Annotated in this window: 20 protein-coding genes; 7 read left to right on the forward strand and 13 right to left on the reverse strand. The window is 70.0% G+C overall.

The genetic code is table 11. The annotated features are described in order from the left end of the window. Positions 1 to 17: 17 nt before the first annotated feature. The 4 genes from C3K08_RS06665 to C3K08_RS06680 all read right to left on the reverse strand — a co-directional run bounded on the left by C3K08_RS06665 (position 18) and on the right by C3K08_RS06680 (position 3,066). Positions 18 to 584 carry a hypothetical protein gene (locus tag C3K08_RS06665; protein WP_104990596.1) on the reverse strand — a complete coding sequence of 189 codons (567 nt, stop codon included), beginning with the start codon at positions 582 to 584 and terminating at the stop codon, positions 18 to 20. 112 nt (positions 585 to 696) lie between these two features. Beyond that, a complete protein-coding gene (gene sucD / locus C3K08_RS06670; RefSeq protein WP_104990597.1) occupies positions 697 to 1,608 on the reverse strand; it encodes a succinate--CoA ligase subunit alpha in 912 nt (303 codons plus the stop codon). Further along, the gene (sucC, locus tag C3K08_RS06675; RefSeq protein ID WP_104990598.1) at positions 1,608 to 2,756 is read right to left on the reverse strand and encodes an ADP-forming succinate--CoA ligase subunit beta; all 1,149 of its coding nucleotides are present in this window, start codon (positions 2,754 to 2,756) and stop codon (positions 1,608 to 1,610) included. The genes sucD and sucC overlap by 1 nt, the downstream gene beginning before the upstream one ends. 124 nt (positions 2,757 to 2,880) lie before the next feature. Then, positions 2,881 to 3,066 (reverse strand): hypothetical protein, encoded by a 186-nt coding sequence (locus C3K08_RS06680; RefSeq protein ID WP_104990599.1) that lies wholly within the window; start codon positions 3,064 to 3,066, stop codon positions 2,881 to 2,883. Positions 3,067 to 3,120: 54 nt separating this feature from the next. Between C3K08_RS06680 and C3K08_RS06685 the strand changes: the two genes are divergently transcribed. From C3K08_RS06685 to C3K08_RS06695, 3 genes are all read left to right on the forward strand, one after another. Further along, complete coding sequence (locus C3K08_RS06685; protein ID WP_104990600.1) at positions 3,121 to 4,173, forward strand: Xaa-Pro peptidase family protein; 1,053 nt, start codon at positions 3,121 to 3,123, stop codon at positions 4,171 to 4,173. Positions 4,174 to 4,233: 60 nt separating this feature from the next. Continuing rightward, the gene (locus C3K08_RS06690) at positions 4,234 to 4,698 is read left to right on the forward strand and encodes a YbjN domain-containing protein (RefSeq protein ID WP_104990601.1); all 465 of its coding nucleotides are present in this window, start codon (positions 4,234 to 4,236) and stop codon (positions 4,696 to 4,698) included. Between the two features lie 130 nt (positions 4,699 to 4,828). Next, entirely contained in the window at positions 4,829 to 5,326 is a 498-nt protein-coding gene (locus C3K08_RS06695; RefSeq protein ID WP_158679864.1) for a BsuPI-related putative proteinase inhibitor, read from the forward strand. A gap of 57 nt (positions 5,327 to 5,383) precedes the next feature. Here the strand turns inward: C3K08_RS06695 and pepF are convergent, their stop codons facing one another. Continuing rightward, a complete protein-coding gene (gene pepF, locus C3K08_RS06700) occupies positions 5,384 to 7,222 on the reverse strand; it encodes an oligoendopeptidase F (RefSeq protein ID WP_104990603.1) in 1,839 nt (612 codons plus the stop codon). 51 nt (positions 7,223 to 7,273) lie between these two features. Next, positions 7,274 to 8,053, reverse strand: coding sequence for an RNA methyltransferase (locus tag C3K08_RS06705; RefSeq protein WP_104990604.1), 780 nt, complete (start codon positions 8,051 to 8,053; stop codon positions 7,274 to 7,276). Between the two features lie 33 nt (positions 8,054 to 8,086). Between C3K08_RS06705 and C3K08_RS06710 the strand changes: the two genes are divergently transcribed. Continuing rightward, on the forward strand, positions 8,087 to 8,476 hold the full coding sequence (locus tag C3K08_RS06710) for a YchJ family protein (RefSeq protein ID WP_104990605.1): 390 nt from the start codon (positions 8,087 to 8,089) through the stop codon (positions 8,474 to 8,476). A gap of 12 nt (positions 8,477 to 8,488) precedes the next feature. On the opposite strand, the gene C3K08_RS06715 is transcribed toward C3K08_RS06710, so the two are convergent. From C3K08_RS06715 to C3K08_RS06725, 3 genes are all read right to left on the reverse strand, one after another. After that, positions 8,489 to 11,017 (reverse strand): U32 family peptidase, encoded by a 2,529-nt coding sequence (locus C3K08_RS06715; protein WP_199777008.1) that lies wholly within the window; start codon positions 11,015 to 11,017, stop codon positions 8,489 to 8,491. Between the two features lie 116 nt (positions 11,018 to 11,133). Beyond that, on the reverse strand, positions 11,134 to 11,616 hold the full coding sequence (locus C3K08_RS06720; protein ID WP_104990606.1) for a universal stress protein: 483 nt from the start codon (positions 11,614 to 11,616) through the stop codon (positions 11,134 to 11,136). Positions 11,617 to 11,664: 48 nt separating this feature from the next. Continuing rightward, positions 11,665 to 11,955 carry a rhodanese-like domain-containing protein gene (locus C3K08_RS06725; RefSeq protein WP_104990607.1) on the reverse strand — a complete coding sequence of 97 codons (291 nt, stop codon included), beginning with the start codon at positions 11,953 to 11,955 and terminating at the stop codon, positions 11,665 to 11,667. Positions 11,956 to 12,017: 62 nt separating this feature from the next. On the opposite strand from C3K08_RS06725, the gene C3K08_RS06730 reads away from it, so the two are divergent. Beyond that, positions 12,018 to 12,347 (forward strand): rhodanese-like domain-containing protein, encoded by a 330-nt coding sequence (locus C3K08_RS06730; RefSeq protein ID WP_104990608.1) that lies wholly within the window; start codon positions 12,018 to 12,020, stop codon positions 12,345 to 12,347. After that, a complete protein-coding gene (locus tag C3K08_RS06735) occupies positions 12,347 to 12,700 on the forward strand; it encodes a metal-sulfur cluster assembly factor (RefSeq protein ID WP_104990609.1) in 354 nt (117 codons plus the stop codon). The genes C3K08_RS06730 and C3K08_RS06735 overlap by 1 nt, the downstream gene beginning before the upstream one ends. Positions 12,701 to 12,758: 58 nt before the next feature. On the opposite strand, the gene C3K08_RS06740 is transcribed toward C3K08_RS06735, so the two are convergent. The 4 genes from C3K08_RS06740 to C3K08_RS06755 form a co-directional block, all read right to left on the reverse strand. Beyond that, positions 12,759 to 13,451, reverse strand: coding sequence for a zinc metallopeptidase (locus C3K08_RS06740; protein WP_104990610.1), 693 nt, complete (start codon positions 13,449 to 13,451; stop codon positions 12,759 to 12,761). Between the two features lie 58 nt (positions 13,452 to 13,509). After that, positions 13,510 to 13,800, reverse strand: coding sequence for a stage V sporulation protein S (locus tag C3K08_RS06745; protein ID WP_104991963.1), 291 nt, complete (start codon positions 13,798 to 13,800; stop codon positions 13,510 to 13,512). Positions 13,801 to 13,895: 95 nt separating this feature from the next. Beyond that, on the reverse strand, positions 13,896 to 15,077 hold the full coding sequence (locus tag C3K08_RS06750) for an acyl-CoA dehydrogenase (protein ID WP_104990611.1): 1,182 nt from the start codon (positions 15,075 to 15,077) through the stop codon (positions 13,896 to 13,898). Between the two features lie 23 nt (positions 15,078 to 15,100). Beyond that, the gene (locus C3K08_RS06755; RefSeq protein WP_199777009.1) at positions 15,101 to 15,367 is read right to left on the reverse strand and encodes a hypothetical protein; all 267 of its coding nucleotides are present in this window, start codon (positions 15,365 to 15,367) and stop codon (positions 15,101 to 15,103) included. Between the two features lie 41 nt (positions 15,368 to 15,408). On the opposite strand from C3K08_RS06755, the gene C3K08_RS06760 reads away from it, so the two are divergent. After that, positions 15,409 to 15,708: a hypothetical protein gene (locus C3K08_RS06760; RefSeq protein WP_104990612.1), complete on the forward strand. Its 300-nt coding sequence runs from the start codon at positions 15,409 to 15,411 to the stop codon at positions 15,706 to 15,708. The last annotated feature ends 65 nt before the right edge of the window (positions 15,709 to 15,773 follow it).

Raw genomic sequence — 15,773 nt, forward strand, 5'->3', positions numbered from 1 at the left:
TACGGCCCCTGTCCTGGTCAACGGCCGAGTTCCAGCGTGACGCGGGCCATGCCCTCCGCAAAGGGGGTGATACGGACGGCCCGCCCGACCTCTACTCCGAAGGCGTTCCAGCCGCGCTTCAGGCCCACGGCGTAGCCCCGGCTGGCCCGCACAGTGACGTCGCTGCCCACCCACACCACGAAGAGGGAGCCGCGCCCGGTATCGAGGCTGACCTCGCGCAGCGGCTCGTTGTCGTCACGCTGGCCGCTGCGGTTGAGGTCGCGGTAGGTGAAGAACTTCAGCTCGGCGGTCTGGGGCTGGCCGCTCACACTGACCGGGTCGAGGACGCCGGGCCAGGCGACATTCTGGGGGTTCAGCGCGGTCTGGGCGCGAAAGGTCGGCGGAGCAGTGGGGATTTCCAGCCGGAAGGTGCTCCCGGTGACGGGCACACTCACGAGTTCCTCGACGGGCTGCCCCGAGGGACTCACCGCCCAGCCACTCACGCGGGTCTCTCCCGGCACGGCCCCCACCACACTGCCCGTAACGGTCAGGGCCGGAGCCGTTCCCAGCAGCAGGGCGGCGAGGACGAGCAGGCGGGCTTTCATGCTCCCAGTCTACGCGCGGGCCTGACGGCGATGTGACGCTGGGTCACGGAAGAAAGCAAAAAGCAGGGAGAGAAGGCCAGCGCCTCCCCTCCCCCGCTGCCCGCCCTGAAGGTCAGGCGGTAACGTTCAGCGCCTTTTTGACGAGTTCGATGATCTCGGGCATGGTGTCGGCGACGGGCACGTTCGCGGCTTTGAAAGCGGCGAGCTTGCTCTCCGGGGTGCCGACGTTGCCCATGATGATTGCGCCCGCGTGACCCATGCGCTTGCCTGCGGGGGCCGAGCGGCCCGAGATAAAGGCCACGACGGGCTTCTTCATGTTCTGCGCGATGTACTCGGCAGCGGCTTCCTCGTCCGCGCCGCCGATCTCGCCGATCACGACGACCGCGTCGGTGTCGGGGTCGGCCTCGAACATGGGAAGCACGTCCGCGAAGGTCGTGCCGATCACGGGGTCACCGCCGATGCCGACGGTGGTGGAGGTGCCCATCCCGGCGTCGTTGAGCAGCTTGGCGGCCTCGTAGGTCAGCGTGCCGGAGCGGCTGATCAGGCCGATGCGGCCGGGCTTCTCGTAGATGCGGTTGGGCATGATGCCCACCTTGGCTTCGCCATTGGTGACCAGACCGGGGCAGTTGCCGCCGATCAGGCGCACGCCCTGGCCGCCCGCCGCGCGGCTCTGCGCGTCGAGCTCCTTGACTTCCTGCACGGCCCGCATCATGTCCACGGTGGGCACGCCCTCGGTGATCAGCACGATCAGGGGCATCCCGGCGTGGGCGGCTTCCAGCACGGCGTCGGCGGCCCCGGCGGGCGGCACGAAGATGATGGAGACGTTCGCGCCCGTTGCGGCCTTGGCTTCCTCGACCGAGTTGTACACGGGCCAGCCCTCGAACTCGGTGCCGCCCTTGCCGGGGGTCACGCCTGCGACGACCGCTGTGCCGAAGTCGCGCATGGCGCGGGAGTGCGAGGCGCCTTCACGGCCGGTCATGCCCTGCACGATGACCTTGCTGTCCTTGTTCACGAGGATGCCCATTACTTGTTCGCCTCCTTGGCGGCCTCGTCGGCGGCCTCGAACATGGTGGGGTACATCTGGATGAGGGGGCTGTTCACCTGGGCGAGCAGCGCCTTGGCCTCGTCCTCGGCGGTCCCGGCGATGCGCATGCGCACCGGCTTGGTCAGGATGCCTTCATTGAGCGCCTGAATCACGCCCTTGGCGACCTCGTCGGCGCGGGTGATGCCGCCGAAGATGTTGATGAAGATCGACCTCACGTCGGGGTCCTTGGAGACCAGCTTGACCGCGTTGTACACGATCTCGGCCTTGGCGCCGCCGCCGATGTCGAGGAAGTTGGCGGGCTTGGCCCCGGCGCGGTTGACCACGTCAAGCGAGGTCATCACGATCCCGGCCCCGTTGCCCAGCACGCCGACATTGCCGTCGTCGAGCTTGACGTAGGCGAAGCCGTACTTGCTGGCCTCGATCTCCAGGGGGTGCTCGGCTTCCAGCTCGCGCCAGTCGGAGAGGTCCTTGTGGCGGTACATGGCGTTGTCGTCGATCTCGAACTTGGTGTCGAGCGCGAGCGGCGTGCCGTCTGCGTCCACGAACAGCGGGTTGATCTCGACGAGCACGGCGTCCATCTTCAGGGCCGCTTCGGACATCTTGACCATCATGTCGGCGATCTTGTTCAGGTTCCCCTTGAAGCCCGCCTTGAGGGCGACTTCCCGCGCCTCGAAGGGACGCAGGCCGGTCACGGGGTCCACGCGGTGCTTGATGATCTTCTCGGGGGTGGCCTCGGCGACCTCCTCGATCTCCATGCCGCCCTCGGCGGAGGCCATCAGGGTGTAGCTCTGCACGTTGCGGTCGACGATCATGCCGACGTAGTACTCGGTCCCGGCGTCGATGTCGACGGCCTTGGTCACGAGGACCTTCTTGACGGTCAGGCCCTTGATGTCCATCCCCAGGATCTTCTCGCCGTTCTCGAAGGCCTTGTCGATGTCGGGGCTGAACTTCACGCCGCCCGCCTTGCCGCGTCCGCCGACGTGCACCTGCGCCTTGACGACGACCGGCTGCCCGTACTCGCGGGCGATCTGCCGCACCTCGTCGGGCGTGTAGGCGACTTTGCCTTCCTGCACGTTCACGCCGAAGCGGCGCAGCAGTTCCTTGCCCTGATACTCGTGAAGTTTCACGACGCTGTTCCTCCTTGGGGGTGGTTCGGCCATTTCTGGCCTGTCTTTTGTCCCGATCACGGAGTATAAGCCGCCTGAGCGTACGCCCGGCACCTTGTCCCCGTGGGGGGGACAGCGGGAGAGGTCAGTCGGCGCCGATGGACCGCCAGACTTCCACGGCAAGGCTGATCAGGGGCGCGGCCAGGATGAGGGCCACGGCGAGCAGCCCAGCTCCGCTCCAACGCAGACGCGGCTCGCGTTCCCGCCACAGACCCAGGCCGGATACGGCGCAGGCGAGGCTCAGGAGGGCAGCGAAAGCGAGGCCGAACATGGCCGCAGTCTGACACCTCCCCTCCCCACGCCCCATGTGTTACGGTGCCCGCCGATGACACAACTGGAGCAACTGCGGGCGGCGATGAGGCAGGCCGGGGTGGACGCCCTGTGGGTGAGCGATCCGGCGAACGTGCGGGCCGTAAGCGGCTTTTCGAGCGGCAAGGACGGCAAGGTGCTGGTCACCGGGGACGGGGCCGTGCTGTACACCGACGGGCGCTACACGGTGCAGGCGCAGGAGGAATCGCGCATTGAGCAGCACATCGCGCGTCCCCCGGAGACGTACCAGGACGCGGCGGAGCGGGTGCGCGGCGGGCGCGTGGGCTTTGAGGCCGAGCACCTGACGGTCGCGGGGCTGGACGCCCTGCGCGAGCACTGGGAGGCCGAACTGGTCCCCACGCGCGGGCTGGTGGAGGGCGTGCGGCTGATCAAGACGCCGGAGGAGGTGGAGGCGATCCGGGAGGCTCAGGCGTTGGCCGACCGGGTGTTCGCCGAGGTGCGCCCCATGATTCGCGCGGGGGTGCGCGAACTCGACGTGGCGCTGGAACTGGAGACTGGCCTGCGCCGCGCCGGGGCCAAGGTCGGCTTCGACGTGATCGTGGCGAGCGGGCCGCGCGGGGCGATGCCGCACGGGGTCGCCAGCGAGCGGGTGATCGAGGAGGGCGACCTCGTCACCATCGACTTCGGGGCGCGGGTGCGGGGGTACCACTCCGACATGACGCGGACAGTGGCGGTGGGCCGCCCGTCGGACGAACTGCGACACGTGTACGAGGCGGTGCTGGAGGCGGAGGAAGCCGCCGTCGCCGCTGTGAAGCCGGGGGTGCGGGCGGCCGACCTCGACGCGCTGGCGCGGGGGATTCTGGAGCGGCACGGGTTGAGCGACGCCTTCGCGCACTCGCTGGGGCACGGCGTCGGCCTGAACATCCACGAAGGGCCGGGGCTGCGCGGGACCAGCGAAGACGTGTTGGAACCCGGCATGGTGATCACGGTAGAGCCGGGCGCCTACCTGCCGGGCGTGGGGGGCGTGCGCATCGAGGACCTCGTGCTGGTCACCGAAGATGGGTACGAGGTGCTGAGCCACACTCCCAAGGAACCGCTGCCGCAGTAACAAGCGCCCCGGCGTTCGGGTAGAATCTGGCCCGGGTTTCACCCACAGGAGGAGTTTCAAATGACCATGGAAACCGCACTTCTCACGCTGGACACGCTCGCCAAGTACCTGCGCGACAAGGAAGTCCAGCTCGACATCGAGGATCAGGGCGGCCAGCGCTTTATCCGCATGGGCTGGCGCTTCGAGATGGGCGACGCCGCCGTGCTGGTGTCCGTCAACGACGGCCCCAACAACACCAGCCGTCTGGAAGTCACCTGCGTGACCCAGAAGAGCTACGCCGACCGCCGCCAGGAAGTCATGGTCATGCTCAACGACCGCAACCGCGAGCGGGCCTTTTCCCGCTCCATCGACGCGGACGGCAATGTCTGGCTGGAGTACGTGGGCTTCTACCCCACCCTGGCCGAGATGCCCCAGGAGACCTTCGACACCCTGTTCGGCGGCGTCCTGATGCACTTCCAGGATGACTACGCCGCGCTGGAAGGCTTCGCGCCCCAGGGCATGCAGGTTCAGCAGCCCCAGGCGTAAGGGCGAATGGGCGGGGGCTTCCCCGCCTACTCTTGTCGAGGTTAAGTGAAAGTATTCACGATCAACCTAGTCGTGAAATTTTTGCCTTTTTGGGTCAGCCGGGAATCAGGGCGACCATTAGGCTGGGATCATGCCGAGCCTTCGCCGCGCCCTGCTTTCGCTTCTCGCTCTGGGTGCGGTTGCCACGGCTCAAGATCGCTCGCCCCCGCTCCTCGCTCCGGCGGTGGCCGAGCAGGCGGTGGGGAGTCTTCCGCTGCGGCTGAACCTGGTGGCCCTGCCGAGCTACGGCCCCGGCGAGGTCGTGCGCTTGAAGCTGTTCCTGAAAAACGTCTCGGATAAGCCTCTGGCGCTGGAAGTGGCGCGGAATGTGCCGGTCTACGACATGCTGGTTCGGGACGCAGAGGGGCAGGTGGTGTGGAGTTGTGCGGGTGCGGAGCCGGTGGTGCGCCTCGCAATGAATGAGGTTCGGACCCTGGCACCGGGGCAGACGTGGAGTTACGTTTGCGACTGGGACCAGACGGAACCCAACGGTCAGCCTGTGCCGCGCGGGGAATATGTCGTGGCAGGCCACTTCGAGGCGAACAACGAGACCTTACGGGCCACCTCACGCCGCATCACGCTGCGGTAGAGCGTAAGAAGGCGCGGGAGGCCCGCCCACTGCCTCCCGCGCCTGAGTTGAGGGGTCTCAATTCCCCTTGCGTTCCGCCAGCAGTTCCTCCAACCGGTCCACGTACCCGGCCAGCGTGCGGAAGGTCGCCTCCACCGGCTCGGGGCTGAGCATGTCCACGCCCGCTTCCTTCAACGCGTCGATGGGGTCAAGGCGACCACCGGAGCGCAGGAAGGCGAGGTAGCGCTCGCGGGCGGCGTCCGGGTCGGTACCAAACTGCTCCAGAATCCGGTGGGCGGCGCTGATGCCAGTCGCGTACTGGTAGGCGTAGAAGTTGGCGTAGAGGTGGGTGGAGAACTGTGCCCACAGGATGCCGGAGCGTTCGCAGTCCATCTGCACGCCGTCGCCGTAGCCCTGGGCAAGCAGGTCGGCGGTCAGGCCGATCAGGTCGGGCGCGCTCAGCGTCCCGCCGGCCTCGATGCGGCGGTAGGCCTCCAGTTCAAAGGCGGCCAGCGTCGGCATGATGAAGAAGTAGCGGTGGAAGTTGGCGAGGGCTTCCTCGATAAGCTGGACCTCGAAGTCGGTGTCGCCGGATTCGCGGGCCTGGCGAAGCAGGTGCTGGCGGACCATCGCCTGGTTGAAGTTCGACGCCACCTCCGCGTGGAAGAGGGTGTAGCGGGGTACCGCGTAGGAGTGCTCGCGCTGGGAGAGCAGCGAGTGCATGGAGTGGCCGATCTCGTGGGCCAGGGTGGAGTAGCTGCTCATGGTGCCGTTCCAGGTCATGAAGATGTAGGGCTTGACCCGCCCGCCGCCGTTGGAATAGGCCCCCTGGCGCTTGCCGTCATTCTCGGCGTAGTCCACCCAGCGCTCGGTGGTCAGCCCGGCCCGCATGTCACGCAGGTACGCGTCGCCGAGGGGGGCCATGCCTTCCTCGATCCAGTCCACCGCCTGCTCGTAGGACACGGCGCGGGGCTCGACGAGCGCGGCCTTCACGTCGTACTCGCGCAGTTCGGGGAGGCCCAGCCACTCACGGCGCACGCGCCAGTAGCGGTGCCAGGTGGGGGTGTGGGCGCGGTAGGTGTCCAGCAGGGTGGTCACGACCCCGGTGGGAATGTTGTCGGGCGCGAGGAAGGACGTGATCGCGTCAGGGTAGCGGCGGGCGCGGGCCAGGAAGACGTTCTGGCGGACGTGGGTGGCGTACATCGCGGCCTGCGAATGCCGCACGCCAAGGTGGGCGTCGGCGTAGTTCTCCCAGGCCTCGCGGCGCACCTCGCGGTCGGGGTGCGAGGTCAGGCGGTCCACGTTGCCCTGGGTAACGGGTTCGCCGCCCCCGCCACTGGACGACACTGTGCCGAAGCGCAGGTCCATGTTGGCGAGGGCCGGATGGATGCCGCGCTCGGAGGCGAAGGGGGCCTGCACCGAACCGAGAAGTTCCTCGACCTCCGCCGAGCGGACGTGCGGGCGCGAGCGCCACAGCCGCTCGAAGCGCACCGCGTAGTCGGCGAGGTCAGGCCGGGTCAGCCACCCGCGCACCGTCGCCTCATCCAGCGCGAGGAGTTCAGGGCGGGCGAAGGCGGTCGCGCTGCCGTAGCGGGCGGCGATGGTGCTGGCGCGGTCACGGCGGGCGGCGGCCTCAGCGTCGCGGCCGTCCACACTCGCGCCCATGCTCGCGTAGGAGAAGAAGCGGGCGAGGCGCAGCTCCACGTCGTCGGCCTCGCGCAGGTAGGCGGCGAGGGCGTCGGGGCCACCTCCGAGCCGCCCGGCGTGATTGCCCAAGGCGTCGATCGCGGCGGGGAGGGCCTCGGCTTCCGCCTCCCAGGCCTGCGGGGTGGCGAAGAGGGCCTCGATGTCCCAGGTCTGCTCGCGGGGAACGTCAGCGCGGGCGGGCAGGGCCGCCTTCCTTTCGGCTGTGGTCATGCGGGGAGGCTAGCAGAGGGCCATGCGGAACGGCCCCCTCGGCCAGATGGCCTACCTCCGCTGGCGCAGCGCCTCGTACAGCACCAGCGCGGCCGCCGTCGCCACGTTGAGGCTGTCGGCCTCCCCGTGCATGGGGATGCGGACGGGGAGGTCGGACGTGCGCCATTCGGGGGGCAGCCCGGCGTGCTCGGCGCCCAGCACCAGGGCCACCCGGCCCGTCAGCGGCGCGTCCCAGTAGTCGCGGGGGGCGTCGGGGGTGCAGGCGACGCGGGTGAAGGCGTGCCGGGCGAGGTAGGTCTGCGCTTCAGCCTCGGGGAGGGCCGTGACGGGCACGGTGAAGACGCTGCCCTGCGAGGCACGAATCACGCCCGGCGAGTAGAGGTCGGTGGCCCCCAGGATCAGGACGCCCCCCACGCCCGCCGCGTCTGCCGTGCGGAGGATCGCGCCGAGGTTGCCGGGCTTCTCCAGGCTGTGCAGGATGAGGAGGAGGGTGTCCGGGCCGGGGTCAGGCAGCGGGCGCGTGGGGCGGGGGGCGACCGCCAGCAGACCGTCGGGGTTCTCGCGGCCGCTGACCTTCTCGAAAGCCTCGCGGGAGAGTTCGAGGCGGGGGCCGGGGAGGGTGGGGGCCACCTCCTGCGCTTCGGGGCTGTAAAGGGCCGGGCACAGGTAGAAGGTGTGGAACTCCAGCCCGGCGGCCACCGCGCGGGCGAGTTCGCGGGCACCCTCAATCAGGATGACGCCCTCGCGGTCGCGGTCGCGGCGGGCACGCAAACGCACGAGGCGCTTGACGTGCGGGTTTTGCAGGGAGGTGATGGCGGGGGGCGCGGTCATCGGGGGTTCAGTATGCCCGCTATGCTTCCCGCCATGTCCCCCCTCCCCTACCCGCCTTTCAAGCCCTGCCCGTGCGGTTCGGGGCGCAGCTACGGCGCGTGCTGCGGTCCCCGGCACACGGGCGAGCGGCCCGCCGAGACGCCAGAAGCGCTGATGCGCTCGCGGTATGCGGCGTACTTCCTGCGCGACACCGACTATGTTCGGCGCACCTGGCACCCTGACACCTGCCCGGCCGACCTAAATCTGGAAGCGGACGATACCCGCTATACCGGGCTGACGATCCACCGGGCGGAGGGTGACACAGTGGAGTTCACCGCCACCTTCCGGGCGGGCGGGCGCATGGGCCGGATGCGCGAACGCAGCCGCTTTACGCGGGTGGAGGGGGCCTGGGTGTACGTGGACGGAGAGGTGCGGGGAGGCTAGGCCCCCGACCGCTCAGAGCATCGGCAGCGTGGTCAGGCCCTCGAAGCCGGGCGGCACGAAGAGGCTGCCCTCGGTGGTGCCGGCCTCCGAGAGGGCTTGCAGGCGAGCGGCCAGCGCCCCCGCGTCCAGCTCGCCCACGAGGTAGGCACGGTGCGCGGCGATGACTTCGCGCACCTCGTCCGGGGACTCGTGCACGAATTCCAGGCGGAAGTCACGCAGGCCCGCCGCCCGCCAGGTGTCCAGGTGCCCCCCGGCGACCTGGGGCCGCCCCTCGAAGACCGTGTTGCGGCAGCCCACGTCGGCCATGACGGGATGCAGGCGCCCGCGCTCGTCGCGCAGGGCGACCCGGTGCGACTCGCAGGGGTGTCCGCAATTGGTGTAGTCGGTACCGTCCGAGAGGAAGCGGCAGAAGACGCAGTGCTCGGTGTGGAAGACCGGGAGGTGCCCGTAGGCGATGACCTCCAGCCGCTCCGGGCCAACGAGTCCGGCGAGGTCGGTGATCTGCCGGGCGTTGAGGTCGTGGGTGGGCGTGACCCGCGTCAGGCCGAGGTCCAGCAGGGCGCGGGTGGTCAGGACGTTGGCGGCGTTCAGGCTGAAATCGCCCGTGAGCGCGGGGAGGTCGGGCATGTCCTGCAAGCCTTCCAGCAGGCCGCCGGAGCGCACCAGCAGCTCGGCCCCCAGCGACAGCAGGAACTTCTGGAGGTTCTGCTCGGTGGGCTTGAGGATACGTGGGCTGGCGACCCGGACAGGGATTCCGGCGACCTTGACGCGCTCGACGCTGGGCTTGAGGCCGTACAGCTCCAGGTAATCGAGCGTAATGGAGTCGGGGTGGGCTTCCAGCGCGGCGTCCAGTTGTTCCGGGGTGCGGACGAGGACGTGGAGACGGTCGGGAGCAGGGGTAGGGGCGGGGTGCGCGGCGACGGCCCCGCGCAGCGCCTCGTCCAGCCGGGGCGTGATCCGGCGGGCCGGGGCCTCGGCGCGGAGGGCGGTCAGGCGGTCGGCGGCCTCACGGCGCAGGGCGTTGAGGGCGGAGACGGGCAGAAAACCCAGGCCCGCGAGGTCCACCGTCAGTCCGGCGAGGTGGTAGCCCGTGCCCCCCAGCTTGCCGAGGCTCTCGCGCAGGCCCTCTTCCGTCAGCCCCCGGTTGCGGGCGGGCTGAAGGGGGTCGGGGAGGGCAGCGGTGGCCGCGTGCCCGTGCTCGTCGGTCAGGGTCAGGGCGGGCGGCTCGCCGACGTGCCCCCGGAAGTGGGCGGTCACTGGGCGGGTGTAGACGGGGTCAGCAGCGTCCAGCAGCGGCTTCACACGGGCCACCAGGCCAGGGTCCTGGGTGCGCCACACCGGGTCGCCGGGGCGCACGCGGGCCGGGTCCACCGCACCGCGCCCGAAGCGCAACTCGTAGGTCTGGCCGGGGCGGACTTCCTCGGTCTGACGCCCGCCCTGCCACAGGCCGTACAGGAAGCCGCCCTCCTCGCGGCCTTCCGGGGTGCGCCAGTTGGCGGGGTCGAAGACGAGGCCGTCGCCGGGCTTGACCGTTTCGGCCAGTTCGACCAACACGCCGCGCTCGGTCGTCCCGCGCACGGTGCCCACGCGCACGCCCCGGTGCCTCGGTGCCCGGCCGCGCACGACCGTCTGGTGGTTGGTGCCCGCGATGAAGTGCGGCCCCAGCCCCCGCGAGTAGACCTGTTCGAGGTCGCGCTCCTCCTCCGGTGTGACCGAGAGGGGCAGGCCCGCCCACGCCTCGTCCACGGCCTTGCGGTAGGCGGCGGTGGTCAGGGCGACGAACTCGGCATCCTTGTAGCGGCCCTCGATCTTGAGGCAGTTCACGCCGAGGTTCACGAGGTCGGGCACCTGATGCAGCGCGTACAGGTCGCCCGGCGAGAGCAGGTAGCGGGCGTCCCCGAGGTCGCGGTGCAGGCCGTCCACAAAGAGGTCGTAGGGCAGGCGGCAGGCCTGGGCGCACTGGCCCCGGTTGGCGGAGCGGCCTCCCCACGCCTCGGAGGAGAAGCACTGGCCGGAGTAGCTCACGCACAGCGCCCCGTGGACGAAGGTTTCCAGCTCCATGTCGGTCTGCGCGGCGATGCGGCCGATGTCACGCAGCGAGAGTTCGCGGCCCAGCACGACCCGGCTGGCCCCGAAGCGGCGGGCGAGTTCGGCGCCCTCCGCCGAGGTGATGCTCATCTGGGTCGAGCCGTGGATGGGAAGGTCGGGGCAGATCTCGTGGGCAAGGCGGGCGACCCCGTGGTCCTGCACGATAATCGCGTCCACGCCGCTCTCGGCGAGGTGAATGAGCTGAGATTCGGCCTCCCGCAGCTCGCCGTCAAAGACGAGGATGTTGAAGGTCACGAAGCCCATCACGCCGCGGGCGTGGAGGGTCCGCATCAGCTCCGGGAGCTGTTCGTTGGTAAAGCCCACCTTGGCGCGGGCGTGGAAAGCCTCCACCCCGAAGAAGACGGCGTCGGCGCCCGCCTCGACCGCCGCCCGCAACTGGGGCCAGCCCCCGACGGGACTCATGACTTCCGGTTTCACACGCGCACGCGCCATAACGGGGCAGTCTAGCCGACCGGCTGGGGCGCGAGCGTGAGCGGGGGCGAGCGTGAGCGGGGGAACGGGGCCGGGGCCAGGTCCGGCAGTGGACGCTGGCCCCGTCGGGAAGAGGCTTACCGGCTGGCGATGGCTCCGCCACTCTGGACGGCGGCCCAACTCGGCACCGCCTGCCCATCGCGCACGAGCAGCACGGGCACCGGGGCGTGGTGGGTCACCGCTTCTGCGACGCTGCCGAGCAGGGCGCGGCTCAGTCCCGAGCGTCCGTGGGTGCTCATCACGATCAGGTCGGCCTCCAGGGTTCTCGCGGCTTCCAGAATCAGCCGGGGCACCGGACGGCCCGAGGCGCGTTCCAGCCGCAGGTCGGCGTGGGGGAGCCGGGCCTGGAGTTCGTCCCGCAGGGCCAGCATCGCTTCTTCCTGCTCCTGCACGGCGTTCTCGGGGACGTAGGCGTAGGCCTCGGCCACGGTGGGCAGGGGGTCGGGCTGCACGTACAGGACCGAGAGATCGGCACCCAGGGCGCGGGCGAGCGCGTCGGCGTGGGCAAGGGCCTGGTGGCCGAGGGAGCTGCCGTCGGTGGTGACGAGGATGCGGGGCATGGTCAACCTCCTATGGCCCCAGGATCGGCCCCGGCCATTACCGGGGCGTTACCGCGTGCCCAGGTCGCGGCGCAGCCCCGGCAGGCCGCCGGGGTAAGCGGTCGCGTCCAGCCCGTCGGCTTGCAGCAGCCGGGCGGCCAGGGCCGAGCGGGGGCCACGCTCGCACAGCACGACGAGGGGGCCGAGGTCGGGGGTCAGGCCGTGCGTACCGCGCTCGACCGCGTCCAGGGTCAGCGGGCGCACGGGCAGAGAGGTCAAGAGTTCCAGCGGCTCACGGAAGCGCAGCTCCTGGGGCCGCAGGTCGATCAGGGTCGCGCCGGGGGGGAGACCGGTGGGCATGGGCCGAGTGTAGGGGGTCGGGGGCACGGTCGCGCGGGGCGGCGGGCCTGTATCCTGCCCGCATGACCCAGACCTCCATTCCCGACATCCCCCCGGCCGAGGGCCACCAGCGGGTGCAGCAGGGTGCCCTCCTCGTGGACGTGCGCGAGCCGAATGAGTACGCCGAGCTTCATGCCGAGGGCGCCCGGCTCCTGCCGCTCAGCGAACTGGAGAGCCGATTCGGGGAACTGCCGAAAGACCGCCCGCTCGTGATGATCTGCCGCAGCGGCGCCCGCAGCGCCCGCGCCGGGGAATACCTTCGGGCGCAGGGCTACAGCGACGTGGTCAATCTCGCGGGCGGCACCATGGCGTGGGCCGAAGCGGGTCTGCCCACTGAACAGGGAGACCAATAATGGAAGACCAGACCCAGACCGCCGCTCCCCAGGGCGCCCTCCCCAACGAGGAGCAGGTGCTCGAGGCCCTCAAGGTCGTCAAGGACCCCGAAATTCCGGTCAACGTGGTGGACCTCGGCCTGATCTACGGGGTGGACATTCAGCCCACGGGCCTGGTGGACATCACCATGACGCTGACCAGCGTGGGCTGCCCGGTGCAGGACCTGATCCGCGCCGACGCGGAGATGGCCGTGGGGCGGCTCGACGGCGTCAGCGAGGTCAACGTGGAGTTCGTCTGGACGCCGCCGTGGGGGCCGGACAAGATGACCGAGGACGGCAAGCGGCAGATGCGGATGTTCGGCTTCAACGTGTGACCACTCAGTAACAAAAAAGCGCCCCAGCCTGAGCCGGGGCGTCTTTTGCTGATAAGGCTCAGTCGCTCTGGCTGCGGGCGATGCCCAGCACGTTGAGCAATTGCGCGAGCGCCATCGCGAAGCCCGCCACGTAGGTCAGGGCGGCGGCGGTGAGCACGGTGCGGGCACCCTGCGCCTCCTGGCCTGCCACGACCCCGCGCTGCCCCAGGTACGCCAGGGCACGGCGGCTCGCGTCGAACTCGACGGGCAGGGTGACGAGGTGGAAGAGGAGCGCTCCGGCGAACAGGATCACGCCCAGCCACAGCAGGCCGGTGAGCTGCAGAAACACACCCGCGAGCAGCAGCAGGGGGGCGAGGTTCATGCCCAGGCTGAGGGGCACCGCGAGGCGGCCGCGCAGCACGAGCGCGGGCATCCGCACCTTGTCCTGAATGGCGTGCCCGACCTCGTGCGCGGCGACGGCCAGGGCCGACACGCTGGGCAGGCGGTAGTTGGCTTCCGAGAGGTTCACGGTCTTGCGGATGGGGTCGTAGTGGTCGGAGAGCTGGCCGGGCACCATGTTGACGGGCACGTGCGAGAGGCCGTTCTCGTCGAGCATCATGCGGGCGAGCTCCGCGCCGGTCAGGTTGCGGCTGTTGCGCACTTGCCCCCACTTGCCGTAGGTACGGCTGAGGTAGCCCTGAATGAAGAGCGAGGCCACGAAGATGATCAGGATCAGAGGCCCATACGGCCCCATGAAGGCGAGGAAGTCCATACGCTCTCAGTATGAGTGACCTACACTCAGGTTCGGTGAAGACGGGCTTTAACTGCGTTCACGGTTGCCGCACGGCACGGACCAGGAAGCAGAGGGCGGTGCGCTCCTCCTGCTCCTGCTCCAGTTTGATGAAGCCGGGTTGCACAGTGAGGTCGAGGGCATTCCCGACCAGGTAGCCCCGCGCGATGGCGAGGGCCTTGACCGCCTGATTGACCGCCGCCGGGCCGATGGCCTGCACCTCGACCTGACCCTGTGACCGTAGCAGCGCTGCGACCGCGCCCGCCACGGCGTTGGGCCGCGACTGGCCGGAAACACGCAGAACTTCGGGCGCGGGCGGGGGCTGGGTCATCACTGGCATTCACTATAGCCTCATCTGACGCTCAGGGGGAAGGCAGGAGAAAGGGGGCACACCCGGTCGGCACGCCCCCTCTCGACCTCATTCTGTCAGTCGGCGTATTCGGCAAAGACCGCGCGGCTGATCACGAGTTGCTGAATCTCGCTGGTGCCCTCGTAGATCTCGGTGACCTTGGCGTCGCGATAGAGGCGCTCGACGGGGTACTCGCGGCTGTAGCCGTTGCCGCCGAAAATCTGGATGGCGTCGCGGGTCACGTCCACGGCGGCTTCCGAGGCGAGCAGCTTGGCGATACTGGCCTCCTTGCCGTAGGGCTGGCCCTGGTCCTTGAGCCACGCGGCCTTGAGCGCGACCATCCGGGCGGCCTCGATGCGGGCGGCCATGCGGGCGACCTTGAAGGAGACGCCCTCGAATTCCCGGAGCTTCTTGCCGAACTGCTCGCGCTCGGAGGCGTACTTCGCGGCGTGTTCCAGGGCAGCGCGGGCGATGCCGAGGGCCTGCATGGCGATGCCGATGCGCCCGGCGTCGAGGCTGGCGAGGGCGATGATGAGTCCCTGGCCCTCCTCCCCCACCATGTTCCCTGCGGGCACGCGCACCCCGTCGAAGGTGACGGTGGTGGTGTGGGCGGCGTGCAGGCCCATCTTTTCCTCGGGGCGGCCGAAGCTCAGGCCGGGGGTATTCTTCTCGACCACGAAGCAGGACACGCCGCGGGCGCCGGGGCCTCCCGTGCGGGCCATGACGAGGTAGGTCTCGGCCTGCCCGCCGGAGGTGATCCAGGCCTTGGAGCCGTTGAGCACCCAGGTGTCGCCGTCACGCTCGGCCCGCAGTCGCAGGCTGGCGGCGTCGCTGCCCGCGCCGGGTTCGGTGAGGCAAAAGGCGCCGATGTGCTCGCCACGAGCCAGGGGGCGCAGGTACCGCTCGCGCTGGGCGTCGGTGCCGTAGCGCAGCAGCATCTGCTCGGGCAGGCCGTTTTGCACCGAGACGATCACGGCGACCGAGGCGTCGGCGGCGGCGATTTCCTCCAGGCACAGGGCGTAGGTCACCGAGTCGAGGCCCGCGCCGTCCCAGGCCTCCGGGAGGGTGGCGCCCATCAGGCCGAGTTCGGCCAGCCCGCGCAGTTGCTCGTGGGGGAACTCGCCGCTGCGGTCGTACTCGGCGGCCTTGAGCGCGATCTCGGCGCGGGCGTACTCGCGGACATGCTGCACGATCATGCGCTGGTCGTCCGACAGGGCGAAGCTCATGCCCGTGTCGGCAGCGGGAAGGGTCGCGGTCATGGGGTCAGGCTAGCAAAGGGAGCTCAGGGCGACTGTCGGGCGGCTTCCAGCGTCTCCATCAGGGCCTCCTCAATGCCGCGCCCGCGCCAGGCACTCTCCACGCCCAATGCCTCGCTGCCGTCCCAGGCCAGGGCCGCGCCGATCACGGAACCGCCCGCCACGGCAAGGGCGGCCGCGGTCAGGGCCTCGTGCGGGGCCTGGGGGCAGAGCCGCACGGCCGCCGCACGCAGGGCGGGCGCGAGGGGCAGGGGCGGACGGGTGACGCGGACGCGGGCGGGCAGGGGGGGCACGGGCGGAGTGTACCGCCCCCTCTGCCCTACAATGCGCCGCGATGATGGCGCGGCAGGCGAAGGACGGTTCGGAAAAGTTCAGCACGGGACGGCGGGTGCTGGGCTGGCTGGCCGTGGTGGGCCTGAGCCTGCTCACGCTGGGGGGCGCGGCGCTGACGCTGGGGGCGTTTGCCAACCTCAATCCGGGGGCTCCGCTGTGGCTGCGGACGCTGGGGAGTGTAGAGGCGCTGCAGGCGGGAGCGCTGGGGGTGGGGGACCTGCCGGGCTTCTGGCGGGCGGTGGGCCTGAGTGTGATCACCAGCGTGCTGGCCGGGCTGATCGCCTTCGCCCGGCCGCGCTGAGGAGCGGCGAACCGCGTTTGGGGCGCGTGCTACGATTGCCCCGTTTTGCCCCTGGGGACGTGCTC

Source organism: Deinococcus sp. NW-56 (genome assembly GCF_002953415.1).
Classification (GTDB): Bacteria; Deinococcota; Deinococci; order Deinococcales; family Deinococcaceae; genus Deinococcus.

Excerpts from the sequence above, each read along its gene's own strand:
- C3K08_RS06680 (WP_104990599.1), bottom strand. The coding sequence starts at position 3,066 with ATGTTCGGCCTCGCTTTCGCTGCCCTCCTGAGCCTCGCCTGCGCCGTA.
- sucD (WP_104990597.1), bottom strand. The coding sequence starts at position 1,608 with ATGGGCATCCTCGTGAACAAGGACAGCAAGGTCATCGTGCAGGGCATG.
- C3K08_RS06740 (WP_104990610.1), bottom strand. The coding sequence starts at position 13,451 with ATGGACTTCCTCGCCTTCATGGGGCCGTATGGGCCTCTGATCCTGATC.
- C3K08_RS06735 (WP_104990609.1), top strand. The coding sequence starts at position 12,347 with ATGGAAGACCAGACCCAGACCGCCGCTCCCCAGGGCGCCCTCCCCAAC.
- C3K08_RS06720 (WP_104990606.1), bottom strand. The coding sequence starts at position 11,616 with ATGCCCCGCATCCTCGTCACCACCGACGGCAGCTCCCTCGGCCACCAG.
- C3K08_RS06715 (WP_199777008.1), bottom strand. The coding sequence starts at position 11,017 with ATGGCGCGTGCGCGTGTGAAACCGGAAGTCATGAGTCCCGTCGGGGGC.
- C3K08_RS06730 (WP_104990608.1), top strand. The coding sequence starts at position 12,018 with ATGACCCAGACCTCCATTCCCGACATCCCCCCGGCCGAGGGCCACCAG.
- C3K08_RS06760 (WP_104990612.1), top strand. The coding sequence starts at position 15,409 with ATGATGGCGCGGCAGGCGAAGGACGGTTCGGAAAAGTTCAGCACGGGA.
- C3K08_RS06685 (WP_104990600.1), top strand. The coding sequence starts at position 3,121 with ATGACACAACTGGAGCAACTGCGGGCGGCGATGAGGCAGGCCGGGGTG.
- pepF (WP_104990603.1), bottom strand. The coding sequence starts at position 7,222 with ATGACCACAGCCGAAAGGAAGGCGGCCCTGCCCGCCCGCGCTGACGTT.
- C3K08_RS06750 (WP_104990611.1), bottom strand. The coding sequence starts at position 15,077 with ATGACCGCGACCCTTCCCGCTGCCGACACGGGCATGAGCTTCGCCCTG.
- C3K08_RS06690 (WP_104990601.1), top strand. The coding sequence starts at position 4,234 with ATGACCATGGAAACCGCACTTCTCACGCTGGACACGCTCGCCAAGTAC.
- C3K08_RS06710 (WP_104990605.1), top strand. The coding sequence starts at position 8,087 with ATGTCCCCCCTCCCCTACCCGCCTTTCAAGCCCTGCCCGTGCGGTTCG.
- C3K08_RS06725 (WP_104990607.1), bottom strand. The coding sequence starts at position 11,955 with ATGCCCACCGGTCTCCCCCCCGGCGCGACCCTGATCGACCTGCGGCCC.
- C3K08_RS06665 (WP_104990596.1), bottom strand. The coding sequence starts at position 584 with ATGAAAGCCCGCCTGCTCGTCCTCGCCGCCCTGCTGCTGGGAACGGCT.
- C3K08_RS06705 (WP_104990604.1), bottom strand. The coding sequence starts at position 8,053 with ATGACCGCGCCCCCCGCCATCACCTCCCTGCAAAACCCGCACGTCAAG.
- C3K08_RS06695 (WP_158679864.1), top strand. The coding sequence starts at position 4,829 with ATGCCGAGCCTTCGCCGCGCCCTGCTTTCGCTTCTCGCTCTGGGTGCG.
- C3K08_RS06745 (WP_104991963.1), bottom strand. The coding sequence starts at position 13,800 with ATGACCCAGCCCCCGCCCGCGCCCGAAGTTCTGCGTGTTTCCGGCCAG.